Origin of the sequence: Kribbella sp. NBC_00889 (assembly GCF_045207705.1) — a bacterium.
Classification (GTDB): domain Bacteria; phylum Actinomycetota; class Actinomycetes; order Propionibacteriales; family Kribbellaceae; genus Kribbella.
Genome location: NZ_CP108783.1, coordinates 5,876,274 through 5,894,158 on the forward strand (window position 1 = coordinate 5,876,274; position 17,885 = coordinate 5,894,158).

A 17,885-nucleotide genomic window follows, 5' to 3' on the forward strand; every position below is an offset into this window, starting at 1 on the left:
AACCAGGCTCTCACCACCAGGCTCCGAGCGCGCGCAGGCTGGAGGTATGACAGACCAGCTCCAGGCCACCGCCACCGGTGCTTCCGCCCGGCCGCGTGCCGTCGCGTCGCCGCTGGGCCCGGTGGCACTGACCACTCTCCTCTTCGGCGCCTTCCTGCCGATGCTCTCCTTCTTCATCATCAACGTCGCGCTGCCGGCGATCGGCTCGGACCTGCACGCGACCTCCGGCGAGCTCCAACTCGTCGTCGGCAGCTACGGCATCGCCAACGCCACCTTGCTGGTGGTCGGCGGCCGCCTCGGCGACGGGTTCGGCCGCAAGCGCCTGTTCCTGATCGGCCTGACCGGATTCACCCTGCTGTCGCTGATCTGCGCGATCGCCCCGACCATCGGCGTACTCCTCGCGGCTCGTGTCGTCCAGGGCGCTGCGGCCGCTGCCATGACACCGCAGGTCCTGGCGTCGATCACCAGCCTGCTCACCGGCGAGCACCGCGCCCGCGCGATGGCCATGTTCGGTGTGGCCGGCGGTGCCGCGGCTGCGCTCGGCCAGATCCTCGGCGGCGTGCTGGTCGAGGCTGATGTCTTCGGGCTGGGCTGGCGGGCCGTGTTCCTCGTCAACGTCCCGGTCGGCGTGCTGGCGCTCGCCGCCGCGATCCGGCTGCTCCCGGAGACCAAGGCCGAAAAGGCACATCGGGTCGACCTCGTCGGCGCCGCTCTGCTCGCACTGGCCCTCGTACTGCTGCTTCTGCCGCTCACCGAAGGACGCCCACTCGGCTGGCCGCTCTGGACGTGGCTCTCCTTGGCCGCGGTCATTCCGGCTGTGGCAGTACTCGGCATACACCAGCACCGGTCTGAGCAGTCAGGTCGCGCTCCGCTGATCCCGCCGACGGTTCTGCGGCTCCGCGCGATGCGGCTCGGCCTGCTGCTCGCGAGCGCGTTCTTCACCACGTTCGGCGGCTTCATGTTCGTCTTCGCGCTCGCCACGCAGGGCGAGGCCCACATGTCTCCGCTGGAAGGTGGTCTGAGCCTGTTGCCGATGGCGGTCGGGTTCCTGATCACCTCGGTCTACGGTCCGCGGCTGCAGCAGCGGTACGGCGCCGGCCTCATCCTCCGCGGCTGGATCATCCAGGCCGTCGGGTACGCCGTACTGGCCGTCATCACGCTGATGGCCTGGCCGAACGTGACGCCCTGGACGCTCGCCGTACCGATGCTGATCGCCGGCTTCGGCAGCGGACTGGTGATGGTGCCGCTCATCGGCGTGGTCGTCGGTCAGGTCCCGCCGGCACAGGCGGGACTGGGTAGCGGCATCCTGCTCACCAGCCAGCAGACGACCCTCGCCTTCGGCGCAGCCATCGTCGGTACAGCGTACCTGGCGCTGGCCGGCACGTCGTGGGGACAAGGCGGAGCACTCGCGGCGGTGGCTCTGAGCATCACCGTCATCTCACTGCTGATGACGCCGGTCACGCACCGGCTGGGTTCGCGCCCCAGTGGGACGGGCGCGTAACCGCCGACGGAAGCCTGGTCGCACTGTCGCCACGCGCGGCGTTGACCTGAGCCTGGGTGAGGAACATCGCCCCGGTCAGGTCTGCGCCGCGCAGGTCGGCGTCGCGAAGATCTGCTCCGATCAGGTCGGCTTGCCGGAGATCGGCGTCGCGCAGGTCGGCGCCGATCAGGTAGGCACCGCGCAGGTTGGCCTTCGCGAGGTCCGCGCCGCGGAGGCTCTTACCCATCAGGTCGGCGCCGCGACGCTCTTTCTTCTTGCTTTGCTTGCCGCGCAGGAGCTGACTGGTCTTCAGGAGCAACTCGTTGACCACGGCCCGTTCCGCGATCACGTCGACCTTCGTCAGGTCCGCAGTACTGGCGACACTCTCGACCCGCTCGATCGCCGCCAGGATCTCGGCCTCGAACGCCTTGTATTCAAGGGCTTCCGTGAGATACCAGAGCAGCTCGTGCAGCTGACGAAGGATGGGCAGCGCGGCGAACATCTGCCGGCCTGGCTGTTCGCGCCAGCTCTCGCCGGCCCGGCGGGAGATCTCCTGGCCGGCGCCGAAGCAGTCGTAGACCGTGCAGCCCTGGAAGCCGCTCGCCCGCAGCTTGCTGTGGATCGTGCAGCGGAAGTCCTCACTCAGATTGGGACAAGCCTCACCTGCGGGCTTGTCGATCGCGAAGTCCGCTGACTTGCTGAACGTCAGCGCAACGCAGCAGAGGCCGAAGCAACTGCTGCAGTCGGCGCGAAGATCAGTGCGCTGCACTAGTTGTGTTCGGCAACCGTCTGGCCGGTGCGGCGCCAGCGGATGCCGGCCTCGATGAAGTCGTCGATCTCACCGTCGAAGACACCGGAGGTGTTGCCGGACTCGTACTGCGTGCGCAGGTCCTTCACCATCTGGTACGGGTGCAGCACGTACGACCGCATCTGGTCACCCCACGAGCCCTGCACGTCACCGCGCAACGCGTCGATCTGGGCCCGCTCCTCGGCCTTCTTGAGCGCCAGCAGCTTGGCCTTCAGGATCACCATCGCGCTGGCCTTGTTCTGCAGCTGCGACTTCTCGTTCTGGCAGGAGACCACGGTGCCGGTCGGGATGTGTGTGATCCGGACCGCCGAGTCGGTCGTGTTGACGCTCTGGCCACCCGGGCCGGACGAGCGGTACACGTCGATCCGCAGTTCCTCTTCGGGAACGTCGATCTCGTCGGTCTGCTCCAGCACCGGAACCACCTCGACCGCGGCGAACGAGGTCTGCCGACGGCCCTGGTTGTCGAACGGCGAGATCCGCACCAGCCGGTGCGTGCCCGACTCCACACTCAGCGTGCCGTACGCGTACGGCGCCTTGACCCCGAACGTGGTCGACTTCAGCCCGGCCTCTTCGGCGTACGACGTGTCGTAGACCTCGGTGGCGTATCCGTGCCGCTCGGCCCAGCGCAGGTACATCCGCTGCAGCATCTCGGCGAAGTCGGCCGCGTCCACACCGCCCGCACCGGAGCGGATCGTCACCAGCGCCTCGCGCTCGTCGTACTCACCGGACAGCAGCGTGCGGACCTCGAGGGACTGGATCGCCTTGCTCAGCGAGCCGATCTCCTTCTCCGACTCGGCGATGCTGTCGGCGTCGTTCTCCTCCCGGCCGAGCTCGATCATCACGCCGAGATCGTCGAGGCGGCTCCGCAGCCCGGTCACCCGCTCCACGTCGGCTTGCAGGCTGGACAGCCGCGAGGTCACCTTCTGCGCGTTCGCCTGGTCGTCCCACAGGTCCGGCGCGGCGACCTGCTCACCGAGGTCGGCGATCTCCCGGCGCAGCGCATCGAGATCGAGCACCTTCTCGATCGAGGTCAGCGTCGCGTCGAGCTGCTTGAGCTCCGCGTCAAAATCCAGTCCAGCCACAACCAAGCAGCCTACCCGCTAGGCCGTGGTAGCCGGTAAAGCTAGGCCATGCCGGAGTACTCCGAAGACCTCTGCGACTGCCCTTTCCAGCTTTGCTTGGGCTTCCCGCACCTGATCCGCGGACGCTTCGTCGGGCAGGAGCCGCATCAGCTGTTCTTCCAGGACCTTCTGCGCGGCGGCGAACTGCGCAGCGATCAAACGGTTTCTGAGGTGCCCAGGATTCCGCTCGTCGAGGGCCTCGGTGAGTGACTTCTCCATCTCGGCAGCGTTCAGCCGGCGACGGGCCAGCAGGGCCGGGCTGCTCTCGATCGTCCGGACGAACTGCTTCCACGTCGCCAGATGCCCGGCCTCGAGCCGATCCCGGGTCTCTGCGAGGTACGCCGCCTCCAGCACATCCACCGGATCCGCCCCGGCGGGCGCCTCCCGGATCGACCGCGCGGGCCGGGTCCACCAGCCCTGCTCGTCGAAGAACAGATCCTCCTTGGCCGGGAAGTGATTGAACACTGTCTGTACGGCGACGTCCGCCGCGCGCGCGACCTCGGCCACCGTCACCGCGTCGAAGCCGCGCTCGAGGAACAGCGCGGTCGCGACATCCGAGATGGCCTGCCGCGTCTGCTGCTTCTTCCGCTCCCGCCGCCCCGTCTCCATTCGACAGAGCGTAAGGCACCCTGCTTTACTCCATCCAATCTTGTAGTCACTACATTCTTGGATCTGCTCAGCTGAGGGTCTACGGCAGGATCGAGTCGATGTAGCCGCCGTCGACGCGCACCGCGCCGCCGGTGGTGGCGGACGCGAGGTCGGAGCTGAGGTAGACGACCAGGTTGCCGATCTCGGGCGGCTCGATCAGGCGCTGGATCAGGGAGTACGGCCGGTGCTCCTTCATGAACTGGCGCTGCGCCTCGTCCCACGGCAGGTCGTCACCGACCAACTCGTGCACGAAGTCCTCGACGCCCGGCGTGTGGGTCGGGCCCGCCATCACCGAGTTCACCGTCACGCCGGTCCCCGCGGCGGCCTTCGCGTAGCCACGCGTCACCGCGAGCAGAGCCGTCTTCGTCATCCCGTAGTGCACCATCTCGAGCGGCGTCACCACGGCCGAGTCACTCGCGATGTTCATCACCCGGCCGAAGGCGCGCTCCATCATCCCCGGCAGATACATCCGGATCAGCCGGACCGCCGACAGCACGTTCACCTCGAAGTACCGGCGCCACTCGTCGTCGTCGATCTCCAGCACCGGCTTGGCGCCGAAGATGCCCAGGTTGTTGACCAGGATGTCCAGTTCGCCGAGCCGATCCCGCAGTACGCCGGCGCCTTCGGCCGAGGCGAGATCGGCCGCGATCGCCGTCACGTCCGCGTCCGGCACCTCCTTGCGGACCTGATCCGCGGCCGCGCTGGTCTTCTCCTCACCGCGTCCGTTCACCACCACTGCCGCACCCGCCCGGGCCAGTTCGGTGGCGATGGCCAGCCCGATCCCCTGGCTCGATCCCGACACCAGCGCCCGCCGTCCGTTCAGCTCGATCTTCATCACCCCATGGTGCCCTTTCTGCCGTGGCGGAACGCGGGATTCACCGGATCGGGACGATCGCGGCCGCCTCGGAGGCGATGTCCGCGTCTCCCTGCCAGCCGGGCGGCTCGAACGGCAGGTCCACCGAGGACGTCAGCCGCACCGTCACCGTCGTACCGGCGACGTCGGCCGACCAGTCGAGGCCGGCGAATCGGTTGCTCGCGGCAACCTGGTCCAGGTACTCGGCCGTCAGCCGACGGGCCTGCTCCGGGTCGAACTCGGCGTTCCCGTCCGCCGCGGGTTGCGCGTAGATCGCTGCCAGCCCGTTCGCCGCGGCCAGTACGGCGCCGTCCGCGGTCGCATCGAGGTCACGGCGTACCAGGAACACCTTGGAGATGTCGGTCACCACGACGATCATGAGCAAGATGATCGCCGTGAAGCCGATGATCAGGACAGTCATCTGACCTTGCTCACCCTGTTGCCGTCGGCATCCGTTCATCCGTTGCCTTTGGCCTCGCGATAGTCGCCGTACGGCTCGGTGTGCGAGGCACTGAGGTGGATCGCCGGCGGCTCCCCACCGAGTGCGTCCGGGATGAACGGCAGCGGTACGTCGGTGGCCAGCGTGACGGTGACCGTCGACCCCGGCTCCAGGCAGGCAGGATCGCAGCTGATCGTGAGCTGGTCGGAGGTGAGCTCGACGCCTTGGTCCTTCATCGCCAGCCGCGCCGCCTCGAACGCCCGGCTTCGCGCCTCGTCCTCCGACAACCCGGCCGGCACGATCACGAACGCCCGCCCCGCGGCCCGGGTCGCGGCGGTCGCGCCGTACGACGCCCGCTGGACGTCGAACACGGCCAGCATCACGTAGATCAACGGGACCATCAGCAACAGCGCCAGCCAGGAGAACTCGACCACCGCACTACCGCGCTCGTCCCGCGATCGGTTCATTCGCCGGTCTCCTTGACGGCATGACCTTCGACGCTGAACGCGACGCCAGGACCCCACAAGCCCAGCGGTGGCATGTGCGCCTTCACGACGACCTGCACTCCCGGCCGGCCGTCGATGTCGGTCTCCTCGGACTGGACCGCATCGATCAACCCGTCCTTCACCACGCCGTCGATCAGATCGCGCGTCCGCCCCGCTCCGTCGGCCGGCTGCCGATTCAGCACGGCCGCGTAGGCCGCACCCTCGGACGCCGCGGCGGTCAAGGTGTTGCGGACATACAGGTAGAGCCCGACCTGCAGGATGCCAAGGAACAAAGGCACCACGAGCATCGACACCAGCACGAAGTCGACCACCGCCGAGCCACGCTCATCACGCGGCCGCGGCGGATGCGGGCGGACGGGAACCATCACTTGTTGGAGACGGAGTCCAGTGCGTCCTGCAGCATCTGCGCGAGTTGTTTGCCCGCCAGGCCCCAGATCACGACGACCAGCCCGGCGGTCATCACGGTGATCAGCACCCAGCCGGGGACGTCGCCGCGCTCCTTCCGCGCGGGCCGTGGCGCCAGCAGCGCCACGAACAGTCTCGTCAGCAGTAGGGACATGACCTCTCCTCAGTTCATCCGGCGATCAGCCGGATTCCGACAGCGCCCGGGTAGAAGGCGAACGCGATGGTGACCGGCAGGACGAGGAACACGACCGGGACCATCATCGCGACCTCACGGCGGGCACCGGACTCGATCAGCTCGCGCCGCCCGGCCTCACGGATGTCCCCCGCCTGCGCGCGCAGTACGTCGGCCAGCGGCGTACCGCGTTCGAGTGCGACCGCGAGACCATCGGCGAACCGCGACAACGCGAGCAGACCGGTGCGGTCGGCGAGGCCGTCGAGTGCGCGGACGAGCGTCTCACCGGCGCGGGTCTCACCCAGGACCCGCTGGAGTTCGTCGGCGAGCTCGCCGCGGCAGGACCGGGCGACCCGATCGAGCGCCGCTGCCGGACCCTCACCGGCCGCCACCGACAACGCCAGCAGCTCGGCCACGGTCGGCAACTCCGCGAGCAGCCGCCGCTCGCGGCGACGTACCTGCGTGCTCAGATAGGTGTCTCGGGCGAGTACTCCGAGGACGCCGAGCAGACCGCAGAACACCAGCATCCCGACCGGATTCCCGACACCGAGCGACACTGCGACGATCGAGACGACGAGCCCTGCCCCGAACGCCGCCGTACCCCACAGCACCTGCTCGATCCGGAACTCCTCGACAGACCGCTCGATCCCGGCCCGCGACAACCGGCGGCGGATCGACGCGGCACCACCAAGCAGCCGCTCCAGCCGACCGGCCCCGGCCCGCAGCGACGGCCCGAACAACCGCACGATCGCGTAGAACGGCGAACTGGAGTCGACCACACCGAGGAACACCTCCGGCCCACCAAGATCACGCAGGTACGGCGCGATCCGGTCGTCGACCGACGGCCTCCGGAGGAACGGCAAACGCCGGACGACCAGGAGCAGGCTGAGTCCGAAGAGGACCCCCACCAGACCACCGAGCACCATCGGGCTCATCGCAGCACCCGCTCGGGCTCGGGCAGCCGGCCGATCCGCAGCATCAGTCGGTACGCGATCACGCAGACCGCTGCACCCACACCGATGATCAGTGCGCCGACCGGAGAGTTGTAGCGCTGGATCACGTCGCCCTGGAACGACAGCAACGCGAGTACGAGCCACGGCGCGGCGACCGCGACCCGGGCACCGTTGACCGACCACGACTGCCGGGACTCGAGCTCAGATCTGGTCCGGGCGTCGTCGCGCAGGAACGTCGACAGCGAACGCAGCAACCGGCCGAGATCCCCACCACCGACTTCGCGCGCGATCCGCAACGCCTCGACCACGCGGTCGCCGACGGGATCAGCGAGCCGCGCCTTCAACCGGTCCAGGGAATCCGCGAAGCGACCCGTCGACGCATAGTCCGCGCCGAACCGGCGGAACGGTTCACGCAAAGGCAGCGGGCCACGCTCACCGACCTGGGCCAGCGCCTCGGACAGCGACAGTCCCGCCCGGACCGCGGAGGCGATGTTGTCGACGACATCGGGCCACAGCTCACGAAACTCGGCGAGCCGCTTCCGCGCGCGGCTCCGCACCAGCGCGACCGGCAGACCGCCGGCCATCAGGCCGAACACCACGCCGACCGGCCACGCGCCCGAAACCACGAACATCACCACGAACCCGGCGACGCCGGTGATCAGGCACGCCCCGATGAACGCGCCCGGCGTCACACCCTCGATCCCCGCGCCGGCCAGAAGGTCGCGGCTTCGAGCGATCAGTCGCGCGTCGTTCGCCGGCCGCGTCTCCGCCGGCACCGCGAACGTCCAGATGATCAGCAGGAGGCCGATCCCGAAGAACAGTCCGAACAGCAGTCCCATCAGCCCACACCTCGCGGCAGCTCGGTCAGCAGCCCGGACAAGGAGTACCCCGCATGCTGGAAGCGCTCTGGATGCGGCAGATGCCCTTCGGCCCGCCGCAACTGCCCGTCGACCGTGCCGAACACCGTCTCGGTCTCGATCGCCTGCTCCTCGATCCGCCCACTGACCGCCACGATCTCCCGCACCCGCCGCTGCCCGTCCGCCCCGATGCCGAGATGGATGACGAGATCCACGCAGCCGGCCACGGTCGGGAGCACGAAGCGGCTCCCGATGTTCTCGCCGGCCAGCAACGGCAAGGTGCACATCTTGGTCAGGGCTTCGCGAGCCGAGTTCGCGTGGATCGTGCACATGCCGGGCAATCCACTGTTGAGAGCCAGCAGGAGATCCAGGCACTCCTCGCCGCGGACCTCGCCGACGATCAGCCGGGACGGGCGCATCCGCAGCGACTCCTTCACGAGATCACGCAGCCGCACCTCACCTGTACCTTCGAGACCCGCCTGCCGCGTCTGCATGGACACCCAGTCCGGAATCGGGAGCTTGATTTCGAAGACCTCTTCGCAGCTGATCACGCGTTCGCTGCCCGGGATCGAGCCGGCCAAGGCGTTGAGCATCGTGGTCTTGCCGGCCTGGGTGCCGCCCGAGACGAGGATGTTCAGCCCGACCGCGACGGCGGCGTCGAGTACTGCGGCCGCGTGCGGGGTCAGCGATCCGAGCGCGACCAGATCGCTCAGCCGGGTCGCGCGGACCGTGAATTTGCGAATGTTGATGGCTGCGTAGCGTTGCGTGATGCCGCCGAGCACGATGTGCACGCGGCTGCCGTCGGGGAGTCGCGCGTCGGTGAACGGCTGCGAGACGTCGATCCGCCGGCCGGTCGTCTTCAGCATCCGCTCGACCAGATCGCTGACCTCTTCCTCGGTCAGCACCGTCGTGGTCAACTCGTGCCGGCCCTCACGCGCGATGAACACCCGGCTCGGCTCGTTGATCCAGATCTCTTCGACCGCCGGGTCATCCAGGAACCGCTGCAGCGGCCCGAAGCCGGCGACCCGGTCGTGCACCTCCCGGCTGACCGCGTCCACATCCACGATCGGTGGAACCACCCCGGTCAGGCTGCGCTCGTCGTACTCCCGAACGACGGTCGCAACGATCGCGTCCACCGCTCCCGGATCCCGCAGCGGGTCGATCCCCTCCCGCCGGACAACGTCCCGGACCTGGGCGTCGATCAGTTCGACAGCGTCCCGGCCCGGCCGGCGCGCGGCGAGTCTGTCGGCTGCCATCGGTCTCCCCAGAAGTCCCGTCGGCGACCATCTGGTCACCGTGCGCGACCATCCTGTCAAGCCCGGGGCTCACCTGCCACTCCGCTCCGGCGGGCTGTGGATAACTTCTTCCGCCGGCGGTGTAACGCAGCAGGGCGCAGGGAGCGTCAAAGGAGGTGAGACGACGACCGGGAGGGTGACTTGACGCGAGCCACCGAGGATTTCGAGGAGTTCGCCAGAGCGCGCACTCCGAGGCTGTATCGGACCGCCTGGCTGCTGGCCGGTGAGCACCACCTGGCAGAAGACCTGGTCCAGGAGACGCTGGCGAAGCTGTACCGGTCCTGGCGCCGGATCGAGCACGTCGACAACCTGCCGGCGTACGCACAGACGGTGCTGGCGCGCACCTACATCTCGCAACGGCGGCGCCGGAGCTCGACCGAGCAGCCGAGCGAGACGCTGCCGGACCGGGCGGACCGGCCCGGCGACCCCGAGCTGCGGTTGTCCCTCCAGCAGGCGCTCGCCGAGCTGGCCCCTCTCGATCGTGCGGTGCTCGTGCTGCGGTTCTTCGAAGATCGCAGCGTCGAACAGGTCGCGCTCGATCTCGGCAAGAACGCCGGTGCGGTCAGGACGCGGACGTCCCGTGCCCTGGACCGTCTCCGGACGGTGCTCGGCGACGACGCCGTCCACCTGGCCGCCCTCTGACCCTGGGAGAACCTTGATGACACCTCTGAACGACAGCCTGCCCGACCTGATGGACCGGGCCACCGAGAACCTCGAACCGAACGCGACCGATCTGGTCGAGCGCGGCATCCGCCGTGGGCAGGTCCTGTCCCGGCGCCGGACGGCCCTCGCCGGCGCCGGCGGAGCAGTCGCGGTACTGGCCACCGTCGGGATCGTTGTGGCCGGCACCCAAGCCCTCGGCGGCCGCCCGTCAGAGCAGCCTCCGTTGGCGGCAACACCGGCCGCGACGCCCTCCGCGACCAGCAGCGGTACGACGCCCAGGACCAGCGCCACCACGCAGGACACGGTGACGAAGAAGGGGATTCTCTTCACACTGCAATCACTCCTCCCGCCGGGGACCAGGGTGAGCAAGCCGACGAGCTTCGGCGACGACTTCATCGGCGCATCCGTCCTGGCCGATGACGGCAAGGGTGCGTCGTACGTCGAGGTGCTGATCAAGACCGGGAAGACTCCGATCGTCTGCCCGCCGGAGCACCCCGAGTTCTGCACCACCCGCGCCGACGGGACGCTCGTCATCGCCTACACCTCTGCAAGAAGGGGCCACCCGAGCGAACCCCAGATCAACTACGTGACGATCGGTCACCCCGACGGTCGGACCATCTCACTGGGCAGCGCCAACGCGACCGCCTACAAGAAGGCCGTACCGACGCGCGCCAAGCCGATGCTGTCGATGGCCCAGCTGATCGCGATGGCCGACAGCCCGAGGTGGACCTACCCGCCCGCCGGCTGGGGCAGGGACCTCAACCGCTAGACACGCCGTGGTTCAGCGTTGGACGAGGGTGTGTTCGAAGGAGTAGCGGCTGGCGCGGAACAGGTGGGAGCCGTATTCGACCGGCTGGCCGTGGTCGTCGTACGTGATGCGGGTGGTCGCCAGCAGCGGGCAGCCGGGCTCCTCGGACAGGAGTCTGGCTTGCTCGGTGGTGGCGGGTACGGCGGAGATGGTCTGGTGCGCGACCTTCAGCCGTACGCCCTCGGCACGGAGGAGCTCGTAGAGTCCACGCTCGGCCAGCGTGACCGGGTCCGTCTCGAGCATGTCGGGAGGGAGCCAGTTCCGCATCAGCGCCAGCGGCTCGGCGTCCGCTCGCCGCAGTCGCTCGATCCTGAGCACTCGGTCGCCCTGCTCGCACTGCAGTGCGGTCGCCACGTCTGCGTTCGCGGGGCTGATCCCGAACCGCAGTACTTCGGTTTCCGGCTTCCGGTGGGCGGCGGCCAGGTCGTCGTACAGGCTGGTGAGCTCCAGGGAACGCCGTACCTGGCCGGAGTGGCCGACCACCTGCGTGCCGACGCCGCGCTTGCGCACCAGCAGCCCCTGGTCGACCAGGCGCGCGATCGCCTGCCGCACCGTCGGCCGGCTCAAGCCATAGGCCTCCGCCAGGTCCACCTCGTTGCTCAGCCGAGAACCGACCGGCAACTCGCCACCCTGGATCGCCGCCTCGAGCTGCTGTGCCAATTGCACATGTAACGGCGTACGACTGCTCCGATCAACCCGGACCTGCACGGTGCTCATGCGCAAATACTGCGGCCTGCGCCCGCATCCGTCGACCCAACACCCAGATTTGATCAGATCGCTCCGTTACCGAATCACCCCAGCGACCCGGATGAACGCCGTGCGGCCGGTAGGTGAAGGGCGAGATCCGGGGGGCGCGGCAGCGGAGCGGTGGAGCGGGAGGCTCTTACGCTGAGGGCTGGGGGTCGGGTCCGGATGGCGGGCCACGGATGTTTGGTGGTGGGGGCGTGCGGGAGGATGACATCTTCGGTGTCGAATTCGCCGGCACGGTCGTGCCGCACCCGCCGTACCGCTGACGATGAGGAGAAACATGGAACCGCTGCGTATCGGGATCCTTGGTGCTGCCCGGATCGCGGGGAGGGCGATCGCCGAACCGGCGCGCTCGAGCGGGGCGCGACTGGTGGCCGTCGCCGCGCGGGACAGGGACCGGGCCGAGGCGTTCGCGGCGGAGCACGGGGTCGAGAAGGTGCACGCGTCGTACGACGACGTGATCGCCGATCCCGCGGTGGAAGCGATCTACAACCCGCTGGCGAACTCGTTGCACGGTCCCTGGAACCTGAAGGCGATTGCCGCGGGCAAACATGTGCTCACGGAGAAACCGTCGGCCAGCAACGCGAGCGAGGCAGCGGCGGTGCGCGACGCTGCCGCGGAACGCGGTGTGGTGCTGATGGAGGGCTTCCACTACGTCTTCCACCCGGTGACCCGGCGGCTGCACGAGCTGCTCGCCAAGGGTGAGCTGGGCGACCTGCAACACGTCGAGACGACCATGGTGATGCCACCGCCGCCGGAGGACGACCCGCGCTGGTCGCTGCCACTGGCCGGCGGCGCAGTCATGGACGTCGGCTGCTACGCCCTGCACGCCCAGCGCATGGTCGCGCCCTGGGCCGGTGGAGCACCCAGACTGGTCAGTGCGCGAGCGGGTGAGCGAAAGCGGCTGCCCGGTGTCGACGAGTGGCTGAACGCCGACCTCGAGTTCCCGAACGGCGCGACCGGATCAGTGCGGACGAGCATGGCGGCGGAGACGCTCGACTTCAGCTGCAGGATCGTCGGCACCCGCGGTGAGGCGTTCGCGCCCAGCTTCGTGCTGCCGCATCTGGACGACCGGGTGATCGTCACCACCAAGGAGGACCACTGGGTCGAGCAGCTCGGCCGCAAGTCGTCGTACGCCTATCAGCTGGAGGCGTTCACGGCTCGCATCCGCAACGGTGCACCCCTACCGATCGACGCGGACGACGCGGTCGCGACGATGACGCTGATCGACGAGTGCTACCGGACGGCCGGCCTCGAGCCTCGTCCGACCACCACGCTCTAGTTCTTCCCGGCGGCTGCGCGGGCGAAGGCCTCGATCAGTGCATGCGGTCGAGTGCCGTCGCCCGCCAGCTCCGGCTGGAACAGCGTGGCCAGGTAGAACGGGTGATCGGGCAACTCCGCGATGCGCGGATCGCCGGTGTCGTCGTACCCGCTGAAGACCATGCCGTGGTCCCGCAGTACGTCGAGGCGGGCGGAGTCGAGGCCGTAGGAGCAGTGGTACCGCTCCATCGACCGCTCGACGCCCAGTAGGCCGGCTGCGCGAGTGCCCGGCGTCACCTGGACCGGACCCTCGTGACCGTCGAGTGAGCACTCCAGCGCGACGATGAGCAGATCGTCCGCCGCCGGGTTGCTCTCGCCGTGCTGCACGCCCGACAGACCGCAGACGTTGCGGGCGAACTCCAGCATCGCGTGCTGGAACCCGCCACAGGTGCCGAAGAAGGGGATCCTGTTCTCCCGGGCGATCTGGACCGCCGTGACTGCGCCGGCCTCGTCCTTGTACGGGCTACCCGGCAGCAGCCAGATGCCGTCGAACCCCTTGAGCGACTCGTCAGCCTCCTCGGTCGGTACCCAGTACACGTCGAGGTCCAGGTTGTCGCGTTCCTTCAACCGGTCCAGCAGACCGGGCACCCGCGCATGCGAGCGCACGTGCGGTGAGCGGTCGGCGACCAGGGCGATGCGTCCGGCGTAGGCGTTCATGGTCACCATCCTGGGCGTCCCGCCAGCATCAGCGCCAACGATGATCTCTGCACTGGGCATAAGCGATACTGATCCGTGTGGATCCACACCTGCTGCGCACGTTCGTGGCCGTCGCCGAGTGCGGCTCCTTCTCCGCCGCCGCGGAACGTCTCGGCTACACGCAGTCCGCGGTGTCCCAGCACATCGCCGCGCTGGAGCACGACCTCGGTACGCCGCTCCTCCGCCGACGGCCCGTGGTCCCGACAGTCCCGGGCGAGCGCCTGCTCGAACACGCCGGCGCCATCCTCCTCCGCCTCGACGCCGCTCGTGCTGATGTCCACCGCGCCATCGGCGATCCGCCCGGCGCGCTCTCCATCGCGGCCTCCCCACTCGCCGCAGCCGACGGCCGGCTGGCGAACGCCCTGACCGAGGTACGACGAGCTCGCGCGGGGACTGCGGTCGTCCTGACCGTGTGCGGCCGCGAAGCGGTGGCGCAGGGAGTGGCAGCGGGCGAGTACCACCTGGGACTGGTCGACGGAGTGGCGGCGCCAAGCGACCCGCTCCGTCTGTTCGGCGTCGGATCGCTGCGCACCACCGCGGTGTCGCACGATGACCTGGTAGTTGCCCTCGCCAAGGATCACCCGTTGGCCGGCCGCCGCAGGATCAGCCTCCACGACCTCGTCGACGCCCGCTGGATCGATGCGCCCGATGTCGCGGCACCGCTCGCCGATCTCCGCGCCGCCACCGAGACCGACGGCATCCGGCCGGCGCTCACCTACTCCGGCACGGATGTCGCCAGCCTGCTGGCCCTGATCGCGGCCGGTCACGGCCTGGCCGTACTTCCCTTGTCAGCAACGGGTTCCGAGGTGGCCGCCGTACCGCTGACGGCGCCCCGCCTGCTCCACCGCACCGAGCTGCTCCACGGCCACACCTCGGAACCGTCCGCCGCGGCGGTGACCGCCGTCCTGTCGGGCGGCTAGGCGTCGAGGATGTCCTCCAGCCTGGCCCGCGTCATCGGCCACTGGAGGAGACCGAGCGCTTCACGTTCGGCGAACTCGGCGCGCTCGTCGTTCTCCGGGTCGATGGCTTCGCAGATCGCGTTGTAGGTCCAGTTGAGCCAGGCGGTCACGGCGAGAGTGAACGAGGCCAGCTCGAGCTTGGGCCACTCACCCCGTTCCAGATACCCCTCCCGGACCGCCACGATCGCCTTGTGGTTGGTCTTCGGCCGCATGCCCCAGTGGGTCAGCGCGCCGGCGACCTCGAACTCCGGCGTCAAAGATCCGGTGAAGTCCCACTCGGTGACGACGAGCTCGCCGCTGCGGCCTTGCCGGACGTACGACGGGATCAGGTTGCTGTTGCAGAGGATGAGCTCCTGATCGGCGAAGTCGGCATCGATCTTGTGCAGCTCGAACACCTCCGGCAGCAGGGCTTCGAGCTGCCCCGCCCACGGCTTGCCGGCGGCGCGGGCGCGGTCGACGAGCTGCTGCCACTCGGCCTCCCCGCTTCGCCAGGTCAGGTACGGGTTGATCGGTGCCTCGCTCGGGATCGCCAGTCCGTGCAGGATCGCGTACGCCGTACCGATCCGCCGCGCCACCGCTGACGAGACCGGCGTCACCGGCGGCGGTCCGACCTCGAGCCACTCGTGCACGCGCCAACCCTCGTCGCGGACCCGTTCGATCAGCTGTCCCTTCGGACTCCGTACGGCGACCGGTGCGGCGACGCCGGCGATCACGGCCGCGTCGCGGAGCCGGGCACCGGTCTCGGCCTGTTCGGGTGTGATCCACGGGTAGACCGCGCCGGCCAGCCAGCGGCCTTGGTCGGTCGTCAGGTCCCAAGACCGTCCCATCGGCGTGAACGAAACCGGCGTGGCCGGCTCGGTGACACGTCCGAGCCCGAAGGCGGCGGCGATTTCGTCGGCCAGACCGTCGGGTGCGACGGGGGCGTCCCCGTTCCGCCGGTCGACTTCGGCTTTCAGCGTGGGCCAGTCGTGCATCCCGTACTCACCCGCCAGCGTCCGCTGCGCATCGGCGAGCGACGATCCGGGGGTGGTTTCACGCAACGCGACCAGGAGGTCTTTGGCCTGCTTTCGCAGGAACTCCATGCTCGGCTTGTCAGGCAGCAGTCTCACAACGCGTCCTCTCGTTCCCGGACTCGCACGGGCTACAAGAGAGCGTCACAACTGCGCTCAATCCATTGAAAGGTGAGGTGGCTTCCAGCCTTCCGGCGAGTCTCGACGCGTCCCCACAACGCCCCCAAGACGCTACCCAACCCCAACCCCCAGGTCAACGCCCAACAACCACCCCGCCCGCACACCATCCTCCCCCGCGGCGGGCCCCTCGGGCCCGGGTGTGGCCGGGGCCGAGGGATCGTGAGCCGCGCAGGACGCGGTGCGAAACCGTGCTACCGAGTTCGGCGGTTACTTCCTGCCCTGCTTCGTGGGCGGGATGATCGCGCCGTCGCTCGGGTTGGGTTTCGGCTGCTTGGGCTGTTTGGGTTTGCGGACTTCACGTCCGCCTTTGTTCTTCGACATGACGCACTCCGGGGCTTGGTGTTCGCTGACTTCGGACAGGCCGACCGGCCTTCGTACGCCGCGGTACTCCTCATGCCCCGGGGGTTGCCTTCGACGCTACACCCAGGCGACAGCCCTGCCTTCAGTCGTGAGTGGGGAAGCCCAGGTTGATCCCGCCGTGGCTCGGGTCGAGCCAGCGCGACGTGACGACCTTCATCCGGGTGAAGAAGTGGACACCGTCCATCCCGTGCGCGTGGGTGTCGCCGAACAGCGAGTTCTTCCAGCCGCCGAACGAGTAGTACGCCATCGGCACCGGGATCGGGACGTTGACGCCGACCATCCCGACCTCGACCTCGTTCTGGAACCGCCGAGCCGCGCCTCCGTCGTTGGTGAAGATCGCCGTCCCGTTGCCGTACGGATTCGAGTTCACCAGGTCGAGCGCAGCGTCGTACGACGCAACGCGGACCACCGACAGCACCGGGCCGAAGATCTCGTCGGTGTAGATCGACATCTCCGGTGTGACCTTGTCGAACAGCGTCGGGGCCAGCCAGAAGCCCTCGGCGGCGCCGTCGACGTCACCATTGCGCCCGTCGACGGTGAGCTCAGCGCCCTCCTCGACACCGGCGGCGACGTACCCGACGACCTTGTCGCGGTGCGGACCGGTGACGAGCGGGCCCATGTCGCACCCCCGCGTGCCGTCCCCGGTCGTCAGCTTGGCCATCCGGTCCTTGATCTTGCCGATCAGTTCGTCGGCGATCGGCTCGACCGCGACCAGCGCGGAGATCGCCATACAGCGCTCACCGGCCGAGCCGAAGCCGGCGTTCACCGCGGCGTCGGCGGCCAGGTCGAGGTCGGCGTCGGGCAGCACGATCATGTGGTTCTTCGCACCGCCGAGCGCCTGCACCCGCTTGCCGTTCCTGGTGCCGTTCTCATACACGTACTTCGCGATCGGGGTCGAACCGACGAACGACACCGACTTGATGTCGGGGTGCTCGAGCAGCCGCTCGACGGCCTCCTTGTCGCCGTGCAGAACGTTCACCACGCCGTCGGGCAGGCCGGCCTCCTTCCACAGCTCGGCCATCGCGTTCGCCGCGGACGGGTCCTTCTCGGACGGCTTGATCACCACACTGTTGCCGCAGGCAACCGCGATCGGGACGAACCACATCGGCACCATGGCCGGGAAGTTGAACGGCGAGATGACCGCGCTGACGCCGAGCGGCTGACGGATCGAGTACACGTCGACCTTGGTCGAGACGCCCTCGCTGAACCCGCCCTTGAGCAGGTGCGGGATCCCGCAGGCGAACTCGATCACCTCCAGACCGCGGGTCACCTCGCCGACCGCGTCGGACAGCACCTTGCCGTGCTCGGCGGTGATCAGCGCGGCGATCTGGTCCTTACGCTCGTTCACCAGCTCGCGGTACGCGAACAGCACCTGGGTCCGCTTGGTCAGCGACGTCTGGCCCCAGGCACGGGACGCCTCGTGGGCGACCTTCACCACCTCGTCGACGGTGGCGGCCGAGGCCAGGTCGAGCTCGCCGGTGACCTGGCCGGTCGCCGGGTTGTAGACCTTGCTGGTCCGCTCGGCGACGCCGGTCCAGGAGTTGCCGCCGACCAGGTGGGTGATGCGCTTGATCTCAGTACTCACGATGCTTCCTTACTGCATGG

The 17,885-nt window shown here is 68.8% G+C and carries 20 protein-coding genes; 5 read left to right on the plus strand and 15 right to left on the minus strand.

Annotated features, from left to right (window positions below; all coding sequences use genetic code 11):
- Positions 1-46: 46 nt before the first annotated feature.
- Positions 47-1,501, plus strand: a complete 1,455-nt coding sequence (locus OG817_RS28685) for an MFS transporter (protein ID WP_406047684.1) — start codon at positions 47-49, stop codon at positions 1,499-1,501.
- Here OG817_RS28685 and OG817_RS28690 read toward each other — a convergent pair.
- The 11 genes from OG817_RS28690 to OG817_RS28740 all read right to left on the minus strand — a co-directional run bounded on the left by OG817_RS28690 (position 1,458) and on the right by OG817_RS28740 (position 9,498).
- Entirely contained in the window at positions 1,458-2,249 is a 792-nt protein-coding gene (locus tag OG817_RS28690; RefSeq protein WP_406047685.1) for a pentapeptide repeat-containing protein, read from the minus strand. The two genes, OG817_RS28685 and OG817_RS28690, sit on opposite strands and share 44 nt — an antisense overlap.
- Positions 2,249-3,370 carry a peptide chain release factor 2 gene (gene prfB / locus OG817_RS28695; protein WP_396395566.1) on the minus strand — a complete coding sequence of 374 codons (1,122 nt, stop codon included), beginning with the start codon at positions 3,368-3,370 and terminating at the stop codon, positions 2,249-2,251. The genes OG817_RS28690 and prfB overlap by 1 nt, the downstream gene beginning before the upstream one ends.
- 18 nt (positions 3,371-3,388) lie before the next feature.
- Positions 3,389-4,018, minus strand: a complete 630-nt coding sequence (locus tag OG817_RS28700) for a TetR/AcrR family transcriptional regulator (protein ID WP_406047686.1) — start codon at positions 4,016-4,018, stop codon at positions 3,389-3,391.
- A gap of 79 nt (positions 4,019-4,097) precedes the next feature.
- Positions 4,098-4,892: an SDR family NAD(P)-dependent oxidoreductase gene (locus OG817_RS28705; RefSeq protein ID WP_406047687.1), complete on the minus strand. Its 795-nt coding sequence runs from the start codon at positions 4,890-4,892 to the stop codon at positions 4,098-4,100.
- A gap of 40 nt (positions 4,893-4,932) precedes the next feature.
- A complete protein-coding gene (locus tag OG817_RS28710) occupies positions 4,933-5,331 on the minus strand; it encodes a pilus assembly protein TadG-related protein (RefSeq protein ID WP_406047688.1) in 399 nt (132 codons plus the stop codon).
- Positions 5,332-5,366: 35 nt separating this feature from the next.
- Positions 5,367-5,816, minus strand: a complete 450-nt coding sequence (locus OG817_RS28715) for a hypothetical protein (RefSeq protein ID WP_393387194.1) — start codon at positions 5,814-5,816, stop codon at positions 5,367-5,369.
- Positions 5,813-6,220: a TadE family protein gene (locus OG817_RS28720; RefSeq protein ID WP_406047689.1), complete on the minus strand. Its 408-nt coding sequence runs from the start codon at positions 6,218-6,220 to the stop codon at positions 5,813-5,815. Before OG817_RS28720 ends, OG817_RS28715 begins: the two co-directional genes overlap by 4 nt.
- The gene (locus OG817_RS28725) at positions 6,220-6,414 is read right to left on the minus strand and encodes a hypothetical protein (protein WP_131519427.1); all 195 of its coding nucleotides are present in this window, start codon (positions 6,412-6,414) and stop codon (positions 6,220-6,222) included. The genes OG817_RS28720 and OG817_RS28725 overlap by 1 nt, the downstream gene beginning before the upstream one ends.
- Before the next feature lie 14 nt (positions 6,415-6,428).
- Entirely contained in the window at positions 6,429-7,367 is a 939-nt protein-coding gene (locus OG817_RS28730; RefSeq protein WP_406047690.1) for a type II secretion system F family protein, read from the minus strand.
- A complete protein-coding gene (locus tag OG817_RS28735) occupies positions 7,364-8,224 on the minus strand; it encodes a type II secretion system F family protein (protein WP_406047691.1) in 861 nt (286 codons plus the stop codon). The genes OG817_RS28730 and OG817_RS28735 overlap by 4 nt, the downstream gene beginning before the upstream one ends.
- Positions 8,224-9,498 (minus strand): ATPase, T2SS/T4P/T4SS family, encoded by a 1,275-nt coding sequence (locus tag OG817_RS28740; protein WP_360445337.1) that lies wholly within the window; start codon positions 9,496-9,498, stop codon positions 8,224-8,226. Before OG817_RS28740 ends, OG817_RS28735 begins: the two co-directional genes overlap by 1 nt.
- A 180-nt stretch (positions 9,499-9,678) precedes the next feature.
- Here OG817_RS28740 and OG817_RS28745 point away from each other — a divergent pair, with 180 nt between their 5' ends.
- The gene (locus tag OG817_RS28745) at positions 9,679-10,179 is read left to right on the plus strand and encodes a SigE family RNA polymerase sigma factor (RefSeq protein WP_396395573.1); all 501 of its coding nucleotides are present in this window, start codon (positions 9,679-9,681) and stop codon (positions 10,177-10,179) included.
- Between the two features lie 16 nt (positions 10,180-10,195).
- Positions 10,196-10,969, plus strand: coding sequence for a hypothetical protein (locus OG817_RS28750; protein ID WP_406047692.1), 774 nt, complete (start codon positions 10,196-10,198; stop codon positions 10,967-10,969).
- Positions 10,970-10,981: 12 nt separating this feature from the next.
- Here the strand turns inward: OG817_RS28750 and OG817_RS28755 are convergent, their stop codons facing one another.
- Positions 10,982-11,725, minus strand: a complete 744-nt coding sequence (locus OG817_RS28755) for a GntR family transcriptional regulator (RefSeq protein WP_406047693.1) — start codon at positions 11,723-11,725, stop codon at positions 10,982-10,984.
- A 310-nt stretch (positions 11,726-12,035) separates the two neighbouring features.
- Here OG817_RS28755 and OG817_RS28760 point away from each other — a divergent pair, with 310 nt between their 5' ends.
- On the plus strand, positions 12,036-13,037 hold the full coding sequence (locus OG817_RS28760; protein ID WP_406047694.1) for a Gfo/Idh/MocA family protein: 1,002 nt from the start codon (positions 12,036-12,038) through the stop codon (positions 13,035-13,037).
- Here OG817_RS28760 and OG817_RS28765 read toward each other — a convergent pair.
- On the minus strand, positions 13,034-13,732 hold the full coding sequence (locus OG817_RS28765) for a glutamine amidotransferase-related protein (protein WP_406047695.1): 699 nt from the start codon (positions 13,730-13,732) through the stop codon (positions 13,034-13,036). The genes OG817_RS28760 and OG817_RS28765 overlap by 4 nt on opposite strands.
- Positions 13,733-13,809: 77 nt before the next feature.
- On the opposite strand from OG817_RS28765, the gene OG817_RS28770 reads away from it, so the two are divergent.
- Positions 13,810-14,691 carry a LysR family transcriptional regulator gene (locus OG817_RS28770; protein ID WP_406047696.1) on the plus strand — a complete coding sequence of 294 codons (882 nt, stop codon included), beginning with the start codon at positions 13,810-13,812 and terminating at the stop codon, positions 14,689-14,691.
- On the opposite strand, the gene OG817_RS28775 is transcribed toward OG817_RS28770, so the two are convergent.
- Together OG817_RS28775 and OG817_RS28780 are read right to left on the minus strand one after the other, a co-directional pair.
- Complete coding sequence (locus OG817_RS28775; protein ID WP_406047697.1) at positions 14,688-15,839, minus strand: hypothetical protein; 1,152 nt, start codon at positions 15,837-15,839, stop codon at positions 14,688-14,690. The two genes, OG817_RS28770 and OG817_RS28775, sit on opposite strands and share 4 nt — an antisense overlap.
- Positions 15,840-16,362: 523 nt before the next feature.
- Complete coding sequence (locus tag OG817_RS28780) at positions 16,363-17,865, minus strand: CoA-acylating methylmalonate-semialdehyde dehydrogenase (protein ID WP_406047698.1); 1,503 nt, start codon at positions 17,863-17,865, stop codon at positions 16,363-16,365.
- Positions 17,866-17,885: the final 20 nt, after the last annotated feature.

Coding starts and splice junctions, on each gene's coding strand:
- OG817_RS28685 (WP_406047684.1), top strand. CDS start 47: ATGACAGACCAGCTCCAGGCCACCGCCACCGGTGCTTCCGCCCGGCCG.
- OG817_RS28700 (WP_406047686.1), bottom strand. CDS start 4,018: ATGGAGACGGGGCGGCGGGAGCGGAAGAAGCAGCAGACGCGGCAGGCC.
- OG817_RS28705 (WP_406047687.1), bottom strand. CDS start 4,892: ATGAAGATCGAGCTGAACGGACGGCGGGCGCTGGTGTCGGGATCGAGC.
- OG817_RS28710 (WP_406047688.1), bottom strand. CDS start 5,331: ATGACTGTCCTGATCATCGGCTTCACGGCGATCATCTTGCTCATGATC.
- OG817_RS28715 (WP_393387194.1), bottom strand. CDS start 5,816: ATGAACCGATCGCGGGACGAGCGCGGTAGTGCGGTGGTCGAGTTCTCC.
- OG817_RS28720 (WP_406047689.1), bottom strand. CDS start 6,220: ATGGTTCCCGTCCGCCCGCATCCGCCGCGGCCGCGTGATGAGCGTGGC.
- OG817_RS28725 (WP_131519427.1), bottom strand. CDS start 6,414: ATGTCCCTACTGCTGACGAGACTGTTCGTGGCGCTGCTGGCGCCACGG.
- OG817_RS28730 (WP_406047690.1), bottom strand. CDS start 7,367: ATGAGCCCGATGGTGCTCGGTGGTCTGGTGGGGGTCCTCTTCGGACTC.
- OG817_RS28735 (WP_406047691.1), bottom strand. CDS start 8,224: ATGGGACTGCTGTTCGGACTGTTCTTCGGGATCGGCCTCCTGCTGATC.
- OG817_RS28740 (WP_360445337.1), bottom strand. CDS start 9,498: ATGGCAGCCGACAGACTCGCCGCGCGCCGGCCGGGCCGGGACGCTGTC.
- OG817_RS28750 (WP_406047692.1), top strand. CDS start 10,196: ATGACACCTCTGAACGACAGCCTGCCCGACCTGATGGACCGGGCCACC.
- OG817_RS28755 (WP_406047693.1), bottom strand. CDS start 11,725: ATGAGCACCGTGCAGGTCCGGGTTGATCGGAGCAGTCGTACGCCGTTA.
- OG817_RS28760 (WP_406047694.1), top strand. CDS start 12,036: ATGGAACCGCTGCGTATCGGGATCCTTGGTGCTGCCCGGATCGCGGGG.
- OG817_RS28765 (WP_406047695.1), bottom strand. CDS start 13,732: ATGAACGCCTACGCCGGACGCATCGCCCTGGTCGCCGACCGCTCACCG.